This window comes from Streptomyces sp. NPDC057307 (assembly GCF_042667665.1).
Taxonomy (GTDB): Bacteria; Actinomycetota; Actinomycetes; order Streptomycetales; family Streptomycetaceae; genus Streptomyces.
Genome location: NZ_JBHUZM010000090.1, coordinates 1 through 14,666 on the forward strand (window position 1 = coordinate 1; position 14,666 = coordinate 14,666).

General features: G+C 72.2%; 12 protein-coding genes and 1 pseudogene. 7 read left to right on the top strand and 6 right to left on the bottom strand.

The window, feature by feature from the left end; genetic code table 11:
- Positions 1 to 48: 48 nt before the first annotated feature.
- The 5 genes from ACFUN8_RS25715 to ACFUN8_RS25735 form a co-directional block, all read right to left on the bottom strand.
- Positions 49 to 1,590, bottom strand: a complete 1,542-nt coding sequence (locus ACFUN8_RS25715) for a DEAD/DEAH box helicase (RefSeq protein ID WP_383642019.1) — start codon at positions 1,588 to 1,590, stop codon at positions 49 to 51.
- A 377-nt stretch (positions 1,591 to 1,967) separates the two neighbouring features.
- Complete coding sequence (locus tag ACFUN8_RS25720) at positions 1,968 to 2,171, bottom strand: cold-shock protein (RefSeq protein WP_014061102.1); 204 nt, start codon at positions 2,169 to 2,171, stop codon at positions 1,968 to 1,970.
- A gap of 404 nt (positions 2,172 to 2,575) precedes the next feature.
- Positions 2,576 to 3,409, bottom strand: a complete 834-nt coding sequence (locus ACFUN8_RS25725) for a GNAT family N-acetyltransferase (RefSeq protein WP_383642023.1) — start codon at positions 3,407 to 3,409, stop codon at positions 2,576 to 2,578.
- A 60-nt stretch (positions 3,410 to 3,469) separates the two neighbouring features.
- Positions 3,470 to 4,165, bottom strand: a complete 696-nt coding sequence (locus ACFUN8_RS25730; protein WP_383642026.1) for a class F sortase — start codon at positions 4,163 to 4,165, stop codon at positions 3,470 to 3,472.
- Entirely contained in the window at positions 4,162 to 4,788 is a 627-nt protein-coding gene (locus ACFUN8_RS25735; RefSeq protein WP_383642029.1) for a hypothetical protein, read from the bottom strand. Before ACFUN8_RS25735 ends, ACFUN8_RS25730 begins: the two co-directional genes overlap by 4 nt.
- A gap of 351 nt (positions 4,789 to 5,139) precedes the next feature.
- Here ACFUN8_RS25735 and ACFUN8_RS25740 point away from each other — a divergent pair, with 351 nt between their 5' ends.
- The 5 genes and pseudogenes from ACFUN8_RS25740 to ACFUN8_RS25760 form a co-directional block, all read left to right on the top strand.
- Positions 5,140 to 5,886 carry a TetR/AcrR family transcriptional regulator gene (locus ACFUN8_RS25740; RefSeq protein WP_383642031.1) on the top strand — a complete coding sequence of 249 codons (747 nt, stop codon included), beginning with the start codon at positions 5,140 to 5,142 and terminating at the stop codon, positions 5,884 to 5,886.
- Between the two features lie 4 nt (positions 5,887 to 5,890).
- Positions 5,891 to 6,160, top strand: a complete 270-nt coding sequence (locus tag ACFUN8_RS25745) for a hypothetical protein (protein ID WP_383642034.1) — start codon at positions 5,891 to 5,893, stop codon at positions 6,158 to 6,160.
- Between the two features lie 65 nt (positions 6,161 to 6,225).
- The gene (locus tag ACFUN8_RS25750) at positions 6,226 to 7,440 is read left to right on the top strand and encodes a methyltransferase (protein ID WP_383642037.1); all 1,215 of its coding nucleotides are present in this window, start codon (positions 6,226 to 6,228) and stop codon (positions 7,438 to 7,440) included.
- Between the two features lie 166 nt (positions 7,441 to 7,606).
- Complete coding sequence (locus ACFUN8_RS25755; protein WP_383642039.1) at positions 7,607 to 9,535, top strand: NAD-binding protein; 1,929 nt, start codon at positions 7,607 to 7,609, stop codon at positions 9,533 to 9,535.
- A 149-nt stretch (positions 9,536 to 9,684) separates the two neighbouring features.
- Positions 9,685 to 10,725 (top strand): annotated as a pseudogene (locus ACFUN8_RS25760) (phosphatidylinositol-specific phospholipase C domain-containing protein); the annotation flags it as partial.
- A gap of 124 nt (positions 10,726 to 10,849) precedes the next feature.
- Here ACFUN8_RS25760 and ACFUN8_RS25765 read toward each other — a convergent pair.
- A complete protein-coding gene (locus tag ACFUN8_RS25765) occupies positions 10,850 to 11,791 on the bottom strand; it encodes an SDR family NAD(P)-dependent oxidoreductase (RefSeq protein WP_383642042.1) in 942 nt (313 codons plus the stop codon).
- A gap of 158 nt (positions 11,792 to 11,949) precedes the next feature.
- Between ACFUN8_RS25765 and ACFUN8_RS25770 the strand changes: the two genes are divergently transcribed.
- Together ACFUN8_RS25770 and ACFUN8_RS25775 are read left to right on the top strand one after the other, a co-directional pair.
- On the top strand, positions 11,950 to 13,152 hold the full coding sequence (locus ACFUN8_RS25770) for a sensor histidine kinase (protein ID WP_383642045.1): 1,203 nt from the start codon (positions 11,950 to 11,952) through the stop codon (positions 13,150 to 13,152).
- A 38-nt stretch (positions 13,153 to 13,190) separates the two neighbouring features.
- Entirely contained in the window at positions 13,191 to 13,817 is a 627-nt protein-coding gene (locus ACFUN8_RS25775; RefSeq protein ID WP_383642047.1) for a response regulator, read from the top strand.
- The last annotated feature ends 849 nt before the right edge of the window (positions 13,818 to 14,666 follow it).

The window sequence follows — 14,666 nt, forward strand, 5'->3', positions numbered from 1 at the left end:
GGCCCACTTCGTATGTGCCCTACGAGGACCTGTGCGGCCCCCGGACGCTTACGCGGACCAGCTGCGCGACGACGACTGGCGCGCGCCGCCGGACCGGCTCTGCGAGGCACCCGAACCCGACGACCTGCGGCCCTGGGCCGGACGGCTGCGGCCACGGCTGCCCGAACCGCCCTTGGCGCGCTCCGAGACGGGCGTGGAGATGACCACGGGGACGCCCGAGGGCGCCTGCGCCCCGGTGATCCGGCTCAGCTCGGCCTCGCCGGAGCGGACCTGCGCGACCTGGGGGACGATGCCCGCGTCGGCCATCAGACGCGTCATGTCGCGACGCTGGTTGGGCAGGACGAGCGTGACGACGCTGCCCGACTCCCCGGCGCGCGCGGTACGCCCGCCACGGTGCAGATAGTCCTTGTGGTCGCTGGGCGGGTCGACGTTCACGACGAGGTCGAGATTGTCGATGTGAATGCCGCGCGCCGCGACGTTCGTCGCCACGAGCACCGTGACATGACCCGTCTTGAACCGGGCGAGCGTCCGGGTGCGCTGCGGCTGGGACTTCCCACCGTGCAGCGCGGCGGCGCGTACGCCACTGTTCAGCAGGTGCTCGGTCAGCCGGTCGACGGCGTGCTTGGTGTCCAGGAACATCAGCACCCGGCCGTCACGCGCCGCGATCTCCGTGGTGGTCGCGTACTTGTCGGCGTTCTGCACATGCAGGACGTGGTGTTCCATCGTGGTGACCGTGCCGACGGCCGCGTCGACGGAGTGGACCACCGGGTCGTTCAGGTAACGGCGGACCAGCAGGTCCACATTGCGGTCCAGCGTCGCCGAGAACAGCATCCGCTGGCCCTCGGGCCGTACCTGGTCGAGCAGTTCGGTGACCTGCGGCATGAAGCCCATGTCGGCCATCTGGTCGGCCTCGTCGAGGACGGTGATGGCGACCCGGTCCAGCCGGCAGTCGCCGCGCTCGATGAGGTCCTTGAGCCGCCCCGGGGTCGCGACGACGACCTCGGCGCCGCCGCGCAGCGCGCCGGCCTGCCGGCCGATCGACATACCGCCGACGACGGTGGTGAGCCGCAGCTTCAGCGAACGGGCGTACGGGGTGAGCGCGTCGGTGACCTGCTGGGCCAGCTCACGGGTGGGTACGAGAACGAGCGCCAGCGGCTGCTTCGGCTGGGCACGCTGTCCGGCGGTGCGGACGAGAAGGGCCAGGCCGAAGGCGAGGGTCTTGCCGGAGCCGGTGCGGCCGCGGCCGAGGACGTCGCGTCCCGCGAGCGAGTTCGGCAGCGTCGCCGCCTGGATCGGGAACGGCTCGCTCATGCCGAGGCCGGTGAGCGCGGTCATCACCGGCGACGGCATGTCCAGCTCGGCGAAGGTCGCCACGGCGGGCAGGGCGGGAGTGATGGTGACCGGCAGGGCGAATTCACCGTGCACGGCGGCGGGACGACGGCCGTAGCCGCCACCCGACCGGCCGGAGGAACCCGAACGGCCCGAGCCCGACGACTGCGGGCGGAAGCGGCTGCCGCCACCGCCGGAGGCGCCGGGGCCGCCGGAGCGGGTACGTGAGTAACGGTCGTTCGTGCGAGGTGTGCGGTTCATGCTGAACCTCTCTCGATGCGGCACGTATCGAGGAACTCTTGGGCAGAATGACCGCGCAAAGAATCGCAAGAACGAGCCGGGGGAAAACAAAAACAGAACCGCGCCGGGGCGTGAAACGCCGGAACCGGCACGTGGAAATACTCGGAATCGACCGAGCGTAGGCGACCAGGTCGCCAGGAGTACGGGGGCCCGGCAGTCCGGTGCGGGGCCGACATCGGTGGAGATGTGTCGGCCGGCCGTCAGGACAGCGAGGAGAAACCTGGTCCCGCGCCACACTTCGATGTGTCACGCGCACCGGGCGGGCCCCGGAGAAAAAGCAACGTAGCCAGGGCCCGCATCGCAAGGTGCGGGCCCCAGCTACGTCTTACGCCTCAGCGTCAGGCGGGAACGATGTTCTCCGCCTGCGGGCCCTTCTGGCCCTGCGTGACGTCGAAGTTCACCTTCTGGCCCTCCTGCAGCTCACGGAAGCCCTGGGCGGCGATGTTCGAGTAGTGGGCGAAGACGTCAGCGCCGCCGCCGTCCTGCTCGATGAAGCCGAAACCCTTTTCCGCGTTGAACCACTTGACGGTGCCACTAGCCATTTTGATCTCCTTCAGGGCAATGCTGCCCGGGGGCTCGCACTGTGCGAACCCCGCGTCGCCTTAAATGATTACCCCGTCCGGAAAAGCACCGGAAATACAAAAGCGCGCCCACCGACACATAAAGTCAGCGAGAGCACTTGAAGTCTTCGGGAACCACAACTGCAACTGGTGTCTACAGTAGCACGGTGCATGCGGCCGAGTACGGGACGTCTTGGCGATCCCGGTCGGCGCCGCGAAAAATCGAGCGAGTCGTCGGTGAATTTTCCGATCGGCGATCGGGGAATATTTTCCGGTTCTTCACCCGGCGGCTACTCCCACCGGGGTATACGCGCCCGCGTCCCCGGCGTGCGCCCGGGACGAGAATGCCGGGCGCCCGGTCGCTCGGCCGGTCGGGGCGCGCCCGTTCAGCCGGGCGTGTGGACGTACGGCGTGGTCGTACTCAGCTCCTCGAAGCCCAGCCGCCGCAGAATGGGGCGGCTCTGGCTCGACGCGTCGACCTGCATGTAGCGGTAGCCCCGCTCGGCGGCCAGACGGGTACGGAAGGAGACCAGCGCGCGGTAGAGACCCCGGCCGCGCCAGGCGGGGACGGTGCCGCCGCCCCAGAGCCCGGCGAACTCCGTGCCGGTCGGCAGCTCCATCCGCGCCGCGCTCACCGGTACGTCACCGGCCATGGCGACCGCCGCCGCCACGTCCCCCGGGGCGGCGGCGAGTTGGGCCAGCAGCCGTTCGCGGGTGTGTGAGCGGTCCGTACCGAAAGCCTGCTCGTGGACCTCGGCCATCAGCTCCACGCCCGCCGCGTCGGTGACCGCGATCAACCGCACTCCGTCGGGGAGCGCGACATCGCCCGGCAGGGCCGCGGCCTCGGCGATCATCAGCGTCTCCGGAGGCTCCGGCGTGAACCCGGCCGCCTCCAGGCGGCGGGCGAGGTCGTGGGGACCGTCGTGGGAGTAGACCTTCCACTCGAACTCAAGGCCCAGGGAGGTGAAATGACGCACCTGCTCGGCGATCGCGGCATCCGCCGAGTCCGTGTCCAGCTCCGACCAGAGGACGCCGTTCCAGCCGCCGTCCGCGACCTCGGCCGCGATCCCGTTCGTGACCTCGCCCGCGCCGGATCCGCCGGCGCTGGCCGTCTGGCGGACCACGGCGCCGACCCGTTCGACCACGACCCCGGGGCCGTCGGCCGGGGCCTCTCTGCGCATCTGGCGGTCGAACAGCGTGAGTACGGCTTCAGTGTCCATCCGCCCACTTCAGCGGGGTCGCCGCCCGTACCGCAACAGGATTTGCCGCGTCGCCGCCGCTCAGGCCGCCTTGCGGGTCTCGGTGAGCCGCGCGAAGGCGACCACGTTGCCCTGGTACCCCGTCTTCTCGGTGAAGGCGCCGCCGCAGGTGATCAGGCGCAGTTCCGGCGCGCCCGTCGCGCGGTAGACGTTCTTGGCGGGGAAGTTCCGCTTGGTGAAGCCTTCGACGCCGTAGACGGTGAACACGGCCGTGGTGCCGTCCGCGCGGGTCACCTCGACGCGGCTGTCCTTGGTGAGCCGGCCCAAGTCGTAGAAGACGGCGGGGCCTTGACCGGTGTCGACATGACCGACGATCACCGAGGTGCCCTGCTCGCCGGGCGTCACCGACCCCCGGAAGTGGCCCGCGAGGTCCGGTCTGGTGGGCGGCGGCGCGTCGATCCAGCCGTCCGCGTCCAGCGTCACCCGCGTCAGGGGCGCGTCGACGCGCACCGAGGGGATTCGGATCCGCGTCGCGGTGGAGCGCGGCAGCGGAGGCGCGGCCTTCGCGGCCGCTCCCGCCGGGCGCGGCATCGGGACGGGGCCCGCGCCCGTACCGGCGTCCGGATCGGCGTCGGCCGCGACGGGGCCGGCCCCCGCCGGCTGCGGCGGGAGCACGAGCCCGCCCTCGCTGCTGAGCCGCACCACGAAGATGCCGACGAGCAGGAGCAGTACGACCGTCGACCAGCGGGAGGCGCGGAGCCGTTCCGTCTCCGTCATCGGGAACCGTTCTCCGGCCGGTTGCGGGCGAGCCGGACACCGCCGCCGAGGGCGACCGCGATCACCGCCGCTCCGACCGCCAGGCCCGCCGTGTTCGGCCCGCCGTCGGTGCTGCCGCCGACACCGGCCTTCACACCCTTGTGCGCGCCGTCCTCGTGGGGCTCGTGAGGCCGCTGCTCCGGGTGCTCCGGGTGCTCCGGCCGGGACGGCTTCCACGGCTCCGGCGGCTCCGCCGAGTGCGGCGGTTTGCCGGGATTCTCGGGCTTTCCGGGCTTGCCCGGCTTCCCCGGCTTGATCATCAGGGGCAGCGAGCGGATCACCCCGTCGCAGTCGAAGGTGATCTCGTACTCGGCCTCCGGCTTCACGTCGTCGAAGATCCTCGCCGACTTCGACTCACCCTCGTTGAGGGTGACGGTCTCGAAGACTCCGGACGACACCGTCACGGTGGGCACCTGGCAGCCGGCGGTCCTGACCGTCACCTCGCCGCCCGGTTCGATCGCCTCGGGGGAGACGCTGTAATCGTATTCGGCCTCGTCACCCGCGAAGGCGGGCGCCCCCGCCCCGAGAATGAGAGCCGCGGCGCCCGCGACCGCCGCCGAGGCCGTACCTATCGTGCGCCGCATCGCATCTCCCACTCGTGATCGTCCCGTGTACGCCGCAGGTGCCACGGCGGGAAATGCCGAACGCACCACACAGCGCTCCCGACGCTAGAAGTGATGAATTGTCAGCGCACTCCGGGGGCCCGCCGCTGCCGCCACACGGGTTACGGGGCGGGCACTCGGGCTACCGCCCCGGCCCTGTGGCCGGTGGGGTAGGTGTGACGGGCGGGTCGGAACCGCAGTGACTGAAGCGGAATTCACCGAAACCCGACCGGCGGGCGCATAGGGCGTGCCATGCTCGGTAAGCACTCTTACCGGTGACTCCGCCACGGGCGCGTGGCGTGATTCGGGCACGGTGTGATTCGGGGAGAGCGAATGGAATCGGCAAGTGATCCCGTGGACGGCACGGACGGCACGGACGGCACGGACGGTATCGACGGCACGGGCGGCGCGGGCGGTCTTGACGGAGCGGCATTCGGTACCGGACCGGCCCGCAAGGCGCTGCGCCGTGAGCGGCTGCTGACGACGGCGACCGACCTCTTCACGACCCGCGGCTACGTGGGCACGTCGATCGAGCGGATCTGCGCCACGGCGCATGTCTCGATCCGTGCCTTCTACCAGGAGTTCGAAGGGCGTGAGGCCCTGCTGATCGCGCTGCACAACCAGGTCGCGCGGGCCGGCATGGAGGCGACGCTCGCGGCCCTCGACGGTCCCGGCATCGACGCCGCCGACACCAGGACCCGGGTGACCGCGATGGTGCGCGCGTACGTCGGCGCGGTGACCGCCGACCTCGCGGCCACGCAGGTCGCCTTCGTCGAGGTGATCGGGGTGAACCGCGCCGTGGAGGACCACCGGGTGGTCTGGCGCAGCCTGTGGTCGGACTTCCTGACCGGCGAGGCGGACCGCGCCGTCGGACGCGGCGAGGCGGTGCCGCGTGACTACACCCTGGCGATGGTGGCCCTGATCGGCGCCATCAACGAACTGATCGCGCACTGGGCCCGCAGCGGCGGAGCGGTGCCGCGCGAGGTCGTGGCCGACGAGCTGATCCAGCACGTGCTCGCCACGATCGGCCATCCCACCGGACCGGGAGACGGTGCCGTACGGGCGGACGAGGGAGCGTGAGGGTATGAGCGGGCTCTGGCACCAGGTCATGCGCACCATGTCCCAGCCCGACGCGTCGCCCGACGACGACATCCTCGCGCTGGCCGCCGCCGACATCGCGTTACGCAACCACCCGCAACCGCCCGCCGACGCCGATGTCGTCCTCGACATCGCGCGGTCCGAGTTCGCCGCCGTACTGACCGTGCGCCAGGCCAGGGCCGCGCTCCAGCGGGCCCGCGAAATGGCCAAGGAACAGGCGGCGCGGGACCGGGACCGTACGGACCGGGACGGCTGAACGGCAGTTCAGCGGGTCGCACCGCCGAAAGGGCTGCCTGATCGCTCGGTTAGCCTGAGTGGACGATGAACCGTTTGACGACGCCCTGGGGCGATCTCGACCTTGCCCGCTTTCCCGAGCAGCCCCGTGACACGCTCCGGGCCTGGGACGCGGCCGACGAGTATCTGCTGCGGCATCTCGCCGATGCCGAGGACGATGCCGAGGACGAGGCCGAAGCCTCCGGCGGCGCCGGCAGCGGCGTCGATCTGTCCGGCAGCGTGGTGGTCGTCGGCGACCGGTGGGGCGCGCTCGCCACCGCGCTGGCCCCGCACCGCCCCGTACAGATCACCGACTCGTACCTCGCCCAGGGGGCGACCCGCGCCAATCTGCTGCGCAACGGCGTCGACACCGACGCTGTACGCCTCCTGTCGGTACGGGACACACCGCCCGAGCGGATCGACGTCCTGCTGATCCGCGTGCCCAAGAGCCTGTCCCTGCTGGAGGACCAGCTGCACCGGCTGGCGCCCGCCGTCCATCCGGGGACCGTCGTCGTCGGCACCGGCAAGGTCACCGAGATCCACACCTCCACGCTGAGACTCTTCGAGCAGATCCTCGGCCCCACCCGGACCTCGCTCGCCGTGAAGAAGGCGCGCCTGATCTTCTGCGCGCCCTTCGCCGACCGTGCCCGCGCCGGTGACCGCACCCGCGCGGCGGCGGGTCCCTGGCCGATCTCGTACACCGTGCCCGAGGGCGCCGGCAGCGCCTCCGGCCTGACCGTGACCAACCACGCCGGCATCTTCTGCGCCGAACGCCTCGACATCGGTACGAGATTCTTCCTGCGCAATCTGCCCGAGCGTCGTGGCCGGGAGCATGTCGTCGACCTCGGCTGCGGCAACGGCGTGGTCGGCACGGCCGTCGCCGTGGCCAATCCGGAGGCCCGGCTGACCTTCATCGACGAGTCCTTCTCGGCCGTGGCGTCCGCCGAGGCGACGTACGCCAAGAACGTCGACACGGACAGTCCGGTGGAGTTCGTCGTCGGCGACGGTATGGCCACCGTGGCGGCCGGGTCAGCCGATCTCGTACTCAACAACCCGCCGTTCCACAGCCATCAGGCGACGACCGACGCGACGGCCTTCCGGATGTTCACCGGGTCGCGTGAGGCGCTGCGCCCCGGCGGCGAGCTGTGGGTCGTCGGCAACAGGCATCTCGGCTACCACACCAAGCTGCGGCGGCTGTTCGGCAACTGCGACGTCATGGCGAGCGATCCGAAGTTCGTGGTCCTGCGGGCCGTCCGGCGCTGAGCGGAGCCGGGCCTTGTTCCGGCGGGCGCGGACGACCGCCGGACCGGGCCCAGCGCGCTGACCGGCCGGAACTTGCCTTTTCTGACGTTCCGTTGGGCACACTGGGCCTGTGACGTCACTGCCGCAACTTCCGTCCCAGGTACAACACGGCTCGCAACCCGGCCACATGATCGTGTGTGGCGACGACGCGCTCGGCCACCGGCTGGCCGGTGAACTGCGTGAGGTCTACGGGGAACAGGTCACCCTCGTCGTCCCGCCCGTACGCGCGGAACGCAGGGACCCCGCGCCGCTCACCGGCCGTGGCAGGGCGTCCGCCCTCATCGGCCGGATGTCGGCGGTCATGGCCCGGACGTACGGCCCCGCCACCGGCGGCCCGGAAGGCCGGCCCGGCGACCTCGCACTCCCGCAGCTCATCGAGACGCCGGAACTCGACACCGAGGTCCTGGTGGAGGCGGGGGTGGCCGACGCGGCGGCGCTCGCGCTCGTCCACGACGACGACGAGGTCAACATCAGGACAGCTCTCGCCGCGCGGCGCCTCAATCCCCAACTGCGCCTCGTCATCCGGCTCTACAACCGCAAACTCGGCCAACACCTCGAAGACCTGCTCGACCAGGCGGCGGCCGTCGCCGTCCCCGGCCTGGACGTCGCCGCGCTCGACGCGTCCACCACCGTGCTCTCGGACGCCGACACCGCCGCACCCGCGCTGGCCGCCACCGCCGTCGCCGGCACCAGCAAGATCGTCCGCGCCGACGGGCTGATGCTGCGGGCCGTGGAGCGCAACCCGCCCGGTCCCGGCGAGGTCGCCGACCCCGGACTGTGCACGCTCGCCCTGCTGTCGTCGACGACCAACGACCCGGCGGGCGCCGAGGGTTCGGACAGCAGCGGCCACGACGGCCCCCGGCTGCTGCCCGACGACGCCAGCACGGCGGCGGCCACCGGCCGGGGCACCGTGGTCCTGGAGGCCGTCTCCCACGAGGGCGAGCCGCTGTCACGCCGCCGGACCACGGGGCGCGGGGCGCCGCTCGGCTCGCTCTTCTCCCGGCGGCTGCGCTGGTCGTTCGCCGGGATCGCCGTCGCCGTACTGGCCCTGGCCGTCGCCTCTGCGATCACCACCGACGACCACCCGCTGCACGCGACGTACATCGTCCTGCTCGACCTCTTCGCCATCGGGGACCCGGCCACCGGTGCGGACCTGGACCGCCAGATCATCCAACTCCTCTCCGGGGTGGCCGGGTTGCTGCTGCTGCCGGTGCTGCTCGCCGCCGTACTCGAAGCGCTCGGTACCTTCCGCAACGCGTCGGCCCTGCGCCGACCGCCCCGCGGTCTGTCCGGTCACATCGTGCTGCTCGGCCTCGGCAAGATCGGGAGCAGGGTGCTGGTACGGCTGCGCGAACTCGACATACCCGTCGTGTGCGTGGAGGAGGACCCCGAGGCCCGAGGCATCGCCCTCGCGCGGAGCCTGCGCGTGCCGACGGTGGTCGGCGACGTGACGCAGGAGGGCGTCCTGGAGGCGGCCAAGGTGCACCGGGCACACGCCCTTCTCGCGCTCACCAGCGTTGACGTCACCAACCTCGAAGCGGCCCTGTACGCGCGGTCCGTCAAGCCGGACCTTCGGGTCGCCCTGCGGCTGTACGACGACGAGTTCGCCACCGCCGTCTACCGGACGCTGCGCGCGGCCCACCCCCGGGCACTCACCCGCAGCCGCAGTGTCTCCACGCTCGCCGCGCCGGCCTTCGCCATCGCCATGATGGGGCGTCAGATCCTTGGCGCGATCCCGGTCGAGCGCAAGGTGCTGCTGGTCGCGGCGATCGACGTGGCCGGACATCCGAGACTCCAAGGGCGTACCGTCGCCGAGGTGTTCAGACCGGGCGCCTGGCGGATCATCGCGCTGGACACGGCGGCGCCGGGGGACCGGCTGCCGGATCTCGCCGACACCCGCCGCGACCACGACGAGGACCGGACCGCCGGCCTGGTCTGGGACCTGCACCCCGGCTATGTGCTGCGCGCCCAGGACCGCGTCGTGCTGGCCGCGACCCGGCGGGGCCTGGCGGAACTGATGGGCCGTCAGTCGGCGCCGCCCCGGCCCACGGCGTAGGGGCGGGCGCCGTGGATTCGGCCACCGGTGCGTCTGTTCGCGCCGTACTGCGAACGGTGCCGGTCCGCGTAAGCCTCTGTCCTCCCGTACGTCACTCAACTGGCCTACCGTTCCTGTCACTTCACTCGTATGACGGGAAGGCCGGGAACATGGGAAGACTTATGCGTACGACAGTGGCCGCGAGCGCGGCCGGGGCGTTGGCGCTGGTGGGCGCGGTCAGCCAGGCGGGCACCGCCGTCGCCGACGAACAACTGCCGTACTCCTCTTCCACCGGGGTCGGGGTCCACAACGCGTACGAGAAGACGACCTTCCCGTACTTCGCCGACGCGCTGGACTCCGGTGCCGGGATGCTCGAACTCGACGTGTGGACCAATGTGTTCGGCGCGTCGTGGCGGGTCTCGCACAGCAACCCGCTCGGCAGCAACAGCAACTGCGTGAACGCCGCCAACGCCGGTGAACTGCGAACCAAGGCACGCGACCAGGGGCTGCCCGGCTGCCTCAAGGACATGAAAGCCTGGCACGACGCCAACCCCGGCCACCGGCCCATCCTCGTCAAGGTCGAGCTGAAGGACGGCTTCCAGGGCAACGCCGGACGCGGCCCCGCCCAACTCGACGCGCTCCTCGGCTCCACGCTCGGCGACGCCCTCTACCGGCCCGCCGACCTCGCGGGCGGCAGCGCGAACCTCGACAGCGCCGTCCAGGAACGCGGCTGGCCGGCGCGCTCCGCGCTCGCGGGCAAGTTCATCTTCGAGCTGATCCCCGGCACCGTGGAGCAGCAGAACCCGCTCGACACCCTGTGGACCGACCGCGAGTACGCCATCCACCTGCGCGACCTGGCCGCCGCCGGCCGGCTCGGCGAGGCGGCGGCCTTCCCCGCCGTGCTCGGCGCCACCGCGCCCGACCCCCGTACCCGGTACACGGACGCCTCGCTCCGGCCGTGGTTCGTCGTCTTCGACGGCTCGGCGTCCACCTACGCCGCCGCGGGTTTCGACGCCGCCTGGTACGACGAGCGGCACTACCTGGTCGTCATGACCGACGCGCACGCGGTGGCGCCCGCCATCGACGCCACGAGCCCGACGGAGACGCAGGCGCGCGACCGCGTCACGCTGTTGGCGGGGCGGCACGCGAGCATCGTCTCGTCGGACTGGCACACCCTGCCGTCCGTGCTCTCCACGGTCGTGGGGGGGGGCCGCCGGGACGATCCCGAGGGCCGGGTGGGCGGGGCCCCCCCGCCCCCCCCCCCCCCCGTGCCGCGCAACCCGCCTCCGTCCGTTACCCGGCCCGCGCTCCTCGGCGGCTGCCGCCCCCTGGGGGTCAGATTCCCGCGAGCTGACCCCCGTCGACCAGGACCACCGAGCCCGTCTGGAAGGCGAAGTCCGGGGAGGCCAGGCCCAGTGCGGCGCTCGCCATCTCCTCCGGCGTCGCCATGCGCTTCAGCGCGTCGATCCCCTGCCTGCCGAACTCGGCCTTCGTCGCGGCCCACTCCTCGTCCGTCAGCCCGTCGGGACGGTGGACGTCCAGCATCGGGGTGTCGGTCATTCCGGGGGCCAGCGCCACGACACGGATCCCGTGCGTGCCGTTCTCGATGGCCGACGCCTGGACGAGACCCGTCACACCGCCCTTGCTCGACGTGTAACTGCCCAGCCCGGACCGGGTCATGAACTGGTTGGACGAGCCGGTCACGATGATGACGCCGCCGCCGCGCGCCCGCATATGGGGGATCTGGTACTTCAACGCCAGGAACACACCACGTGTGTTGGTGAGCGCGACGTCGTCGAAGTCCTCGACCGTCACCTCGTGCAGATCGGTGAACGGCTTCTGGATCCCCGCGTTGTTGAGCGCGATGTCCAGGCCGTCGTACCGGTCCACCACCCGGTCCACGAAGGACTTCACCTCGGCGGGGCGACGCACATCGGCCCTGATGAACGTCGCCTCACCCCCCGCCGACCGGATCCTGCGCTCGACCTCCTTACCGAGGCGCTCCCGGCGACCGCAGAAACCGACCTTGGCCCCCTCGGCGGCGAACGCGACGGCCGCCGCCCGGCCGATGCCCGACGTCGCGCCGGTGACGAGGACGGTCCTGCCCTCGTACCGGCCGCCACCGCCGCCCTTGCCCTTGGCGGGTCCGGTGGTCGCGGTCCCCGCGGCGCTCACTCCCGGTGCTCCGAACGCCAGTCCCGCCGCCGCGGTCGCCGCCGCCGCGCCGCCCAGCACGGTGCGCCGGCTCGGCGGCCCGGATCCTGTTCTGCCGTTCACGGCAGTCCTCCTCTGTAGGTTCCGCAGGTGCGTGTGTTCGTCGCCTGCCGCCGTCGACTCTTCGGCATCCCGCCACCCCTCACATCCGTCGTAAGACGGCCCGGCGGCACCGACTTTCGTCGAATGTGCGGGGCGGATCCGCTCCCTACGATGGGCGGATGACTGGAACGGACGCCCTCCCGCGCGATCGTGTGACGACGCTGCTGCACTGCCGGCTGTTGCGGGCCGCGGCGTTCGTGTTCGTGTCGTACAAGGCGGTGTACGACGGCCTGACGGCCGACGCGGGACTCGTCGACGGCGCGGCGGCGAGCGCGCTGATCGCCGCCGGGCTGTGTGCCGCGCTGCCGCTGTGCCGACGGCTGCCGGTACCCGTCGCGGCACTGGCCCTGGCCGGGTTCCTGCTGGAGAGCCAGCTCTGGCCCGTACTGATCGCGCTGTACCGCGTCACGGTGCGGCGCCCCGCGCCGGTCGCGATCGGGCTCACCGCTCTCGCCTTCGTGCCCGCCGCCTACGGGCCGTTCCGCGCGCTGGTGGACATGCCCCAGGTCAGCTATCTGCCGTGCGCGGTCGTGACGGTCCCGCTGGCCTTCGGCCTCGCGGCGCGCAGCCATCGGCGGCTCGCCCGCTCGCTGGCCCGCCAGCTCGACCACCTGGAGGCCGCGAACCGGCTGCGCGACGAGCAAGTACGGCTCGCCGAACGCGCCCGGATCGCCCGCGAGATGCACGACGTTCTCGCCCACCGGCTGAGCCTGCTCGTGCTGCACACCGGTGTGCTCCAGCGGCGCGGCGCGGAGGTGCCCGAGGCGGTACGGGAACGGCTCGGCCTGCTGCGTGACACCAGCGCCCACGCCCTGGACGACCTGCGGGACCTGCTGGGCGCGCTCCGGGATCACGAGGGGCCCGCGCCGCTCGGGCCGACCGTGGACGACCTGCCGTCGCTGATCGCCGAGTCGGAGGCGGCGGGGACGCGGGTGCGGGGTGGCGTGGACGTTGCCGGAGAGCTGGCGGCGCTGCCCGCCGCCGTACGGCTGGCCGTGCACCGCATCGTCCAGGAGGCCCTGACCAACGCCCGTAAGCATGCCCCCGGCGAACCGGTCGACCTCACGGTGACGGTGCGGCGCTCACGCTCCCGGGTGGAGATCCGCGCCGCCAACGGCTGCCCGCCGCGGCTCACTTCGCCCGCCGCGCCACGCGGCTACGGCCTGGTGGGCGTCGGCGAACGGGTGGCGGCGCTGCACGGCGAACTCACCACCGGCCGTACCGACGACGACCGCTTCGTCCTCCGGGCCCAACTGCCCATCCCGCCGCACCCTTCCACGGAGGGCGTGCGGCAGGCCGTCGGGGCGGCGGCGGTCCGGTGACCGGCGTACGCGGGCAACGGCCGATCAAGGTACTCGTCGTGGACGACGACCCGTTCGTCCGGGCGGGCCTCGTCGACCTGCTCGCCACCGACGACGGCCTGGAACTGGTCGGGGAGGCGGGCGACGGGCGCGCGGCCGTGGAGCTGGCGACCCGCCTCCGTACGGATGTCGCGCTGGTCGACATCCGGATGCCGGTGATGGACGGCATCGCCGCGACGAGCGCGCTGCGGGCACTGCCGCGGCCACCGGCCGTGGCCGTGCTCACCACCTTCGACCTGGACGAGTACGTCTACGGCGCGCTGGAGGCGGGCGCGGCGGGCTTCCTCCTGAAGGACACCCCGCCGGACGAGATCCTGCGCGCCGTACGGATCGTGGCCGAGGGCGGCGCGATGCTCTCCCCGACGGTCACCCGCACGGTCATCACCCGCTTCCACCGCCCGGACGCGGCGCGCACCCGGAAGGCAAGGGCGGCGGCGGTACGGCTCACCCCGAGGGAACGCCAGGTCCTCACGGCGCTCGCCGACGGCATGACCAACGCGGACATCGGCGACCTGCTCCAGCTCCGCGAATCGACGGTGAAGGCGCATGTGAGCCGAATCCTCACGGAGTTGGGCGTCTCGAACCGCGTACAGGCGGCGATGGTGGCGAGGGATCTCGCGTCGTGAGGTGAGGTGAGGTGAGGTGAGGCGTGGGCGGGCGGCGTGCGGCTGGCCGTCCGGCCGTCGGCGGCGTCGGATCTCGCGTGGCGTGACACGGCGCACGTGTTGCGCCTCGGTTGGGACGTCCGGCCGTCGGCCGCATCACGCGGTGAGACGCGCCGATGCCGTGTGATGTCGGCGGTGTGGGACCTCGCGTCGCGTGACGCGGCGCGCGGACGGCGGCCCTGATCGGGACGCAGGCCCGCAGCGCGGGACGCACTCCTTCGAGACGTTCGGCCGGGCGGCCGGGCCTTCGGCCGTGCCCTGCGATCGGCCTCGTGGATGCCGAGCGACATCGAAGGCGCGTGAGGCCGCGTCGCTTGACGCGGCGTGCGTGCGTGGGTCGCGCCTTGGTTGGGACGCCCGCTCGCAGCGTGGGTGCCGCGATCGGGTGTCCGAGCGGACGGCGGGTTCGTCGGCCAGGTTCGTTCGGCCGGACCGTGCGGTCAGCCGTGCGGATGCCGCGTGATGTCGACGGCGGGGGACCTCGCTTCGTGATCGGGACGCCCGCTCATAGCGCTGGCCGCGCTTCGGTCGGGACGCACGCGGCGTGGGCGGCGTGATTGAGGTGTCCTGCCGGGCGGCCGGTCCGTGCGGCGGCGCCGTGCGATCGAGGATGCCGCGTGAAGCCGGCGGTGTGGGACCTCGCGTCGTGTCAGTCGTTGCATGGGCCGCAGCTCGGTCGGGGGGACGCGCGCCGGTGGATCCGTTGCGGCCTTCGGGCGGGCCATGCCGCCGACGCGGCGATGCGCGGGACCGGCGGGTGGCTCGCAGCCCGGACGGACCGCCAGTCCGGGGACGGCGGGTGACCGTGGC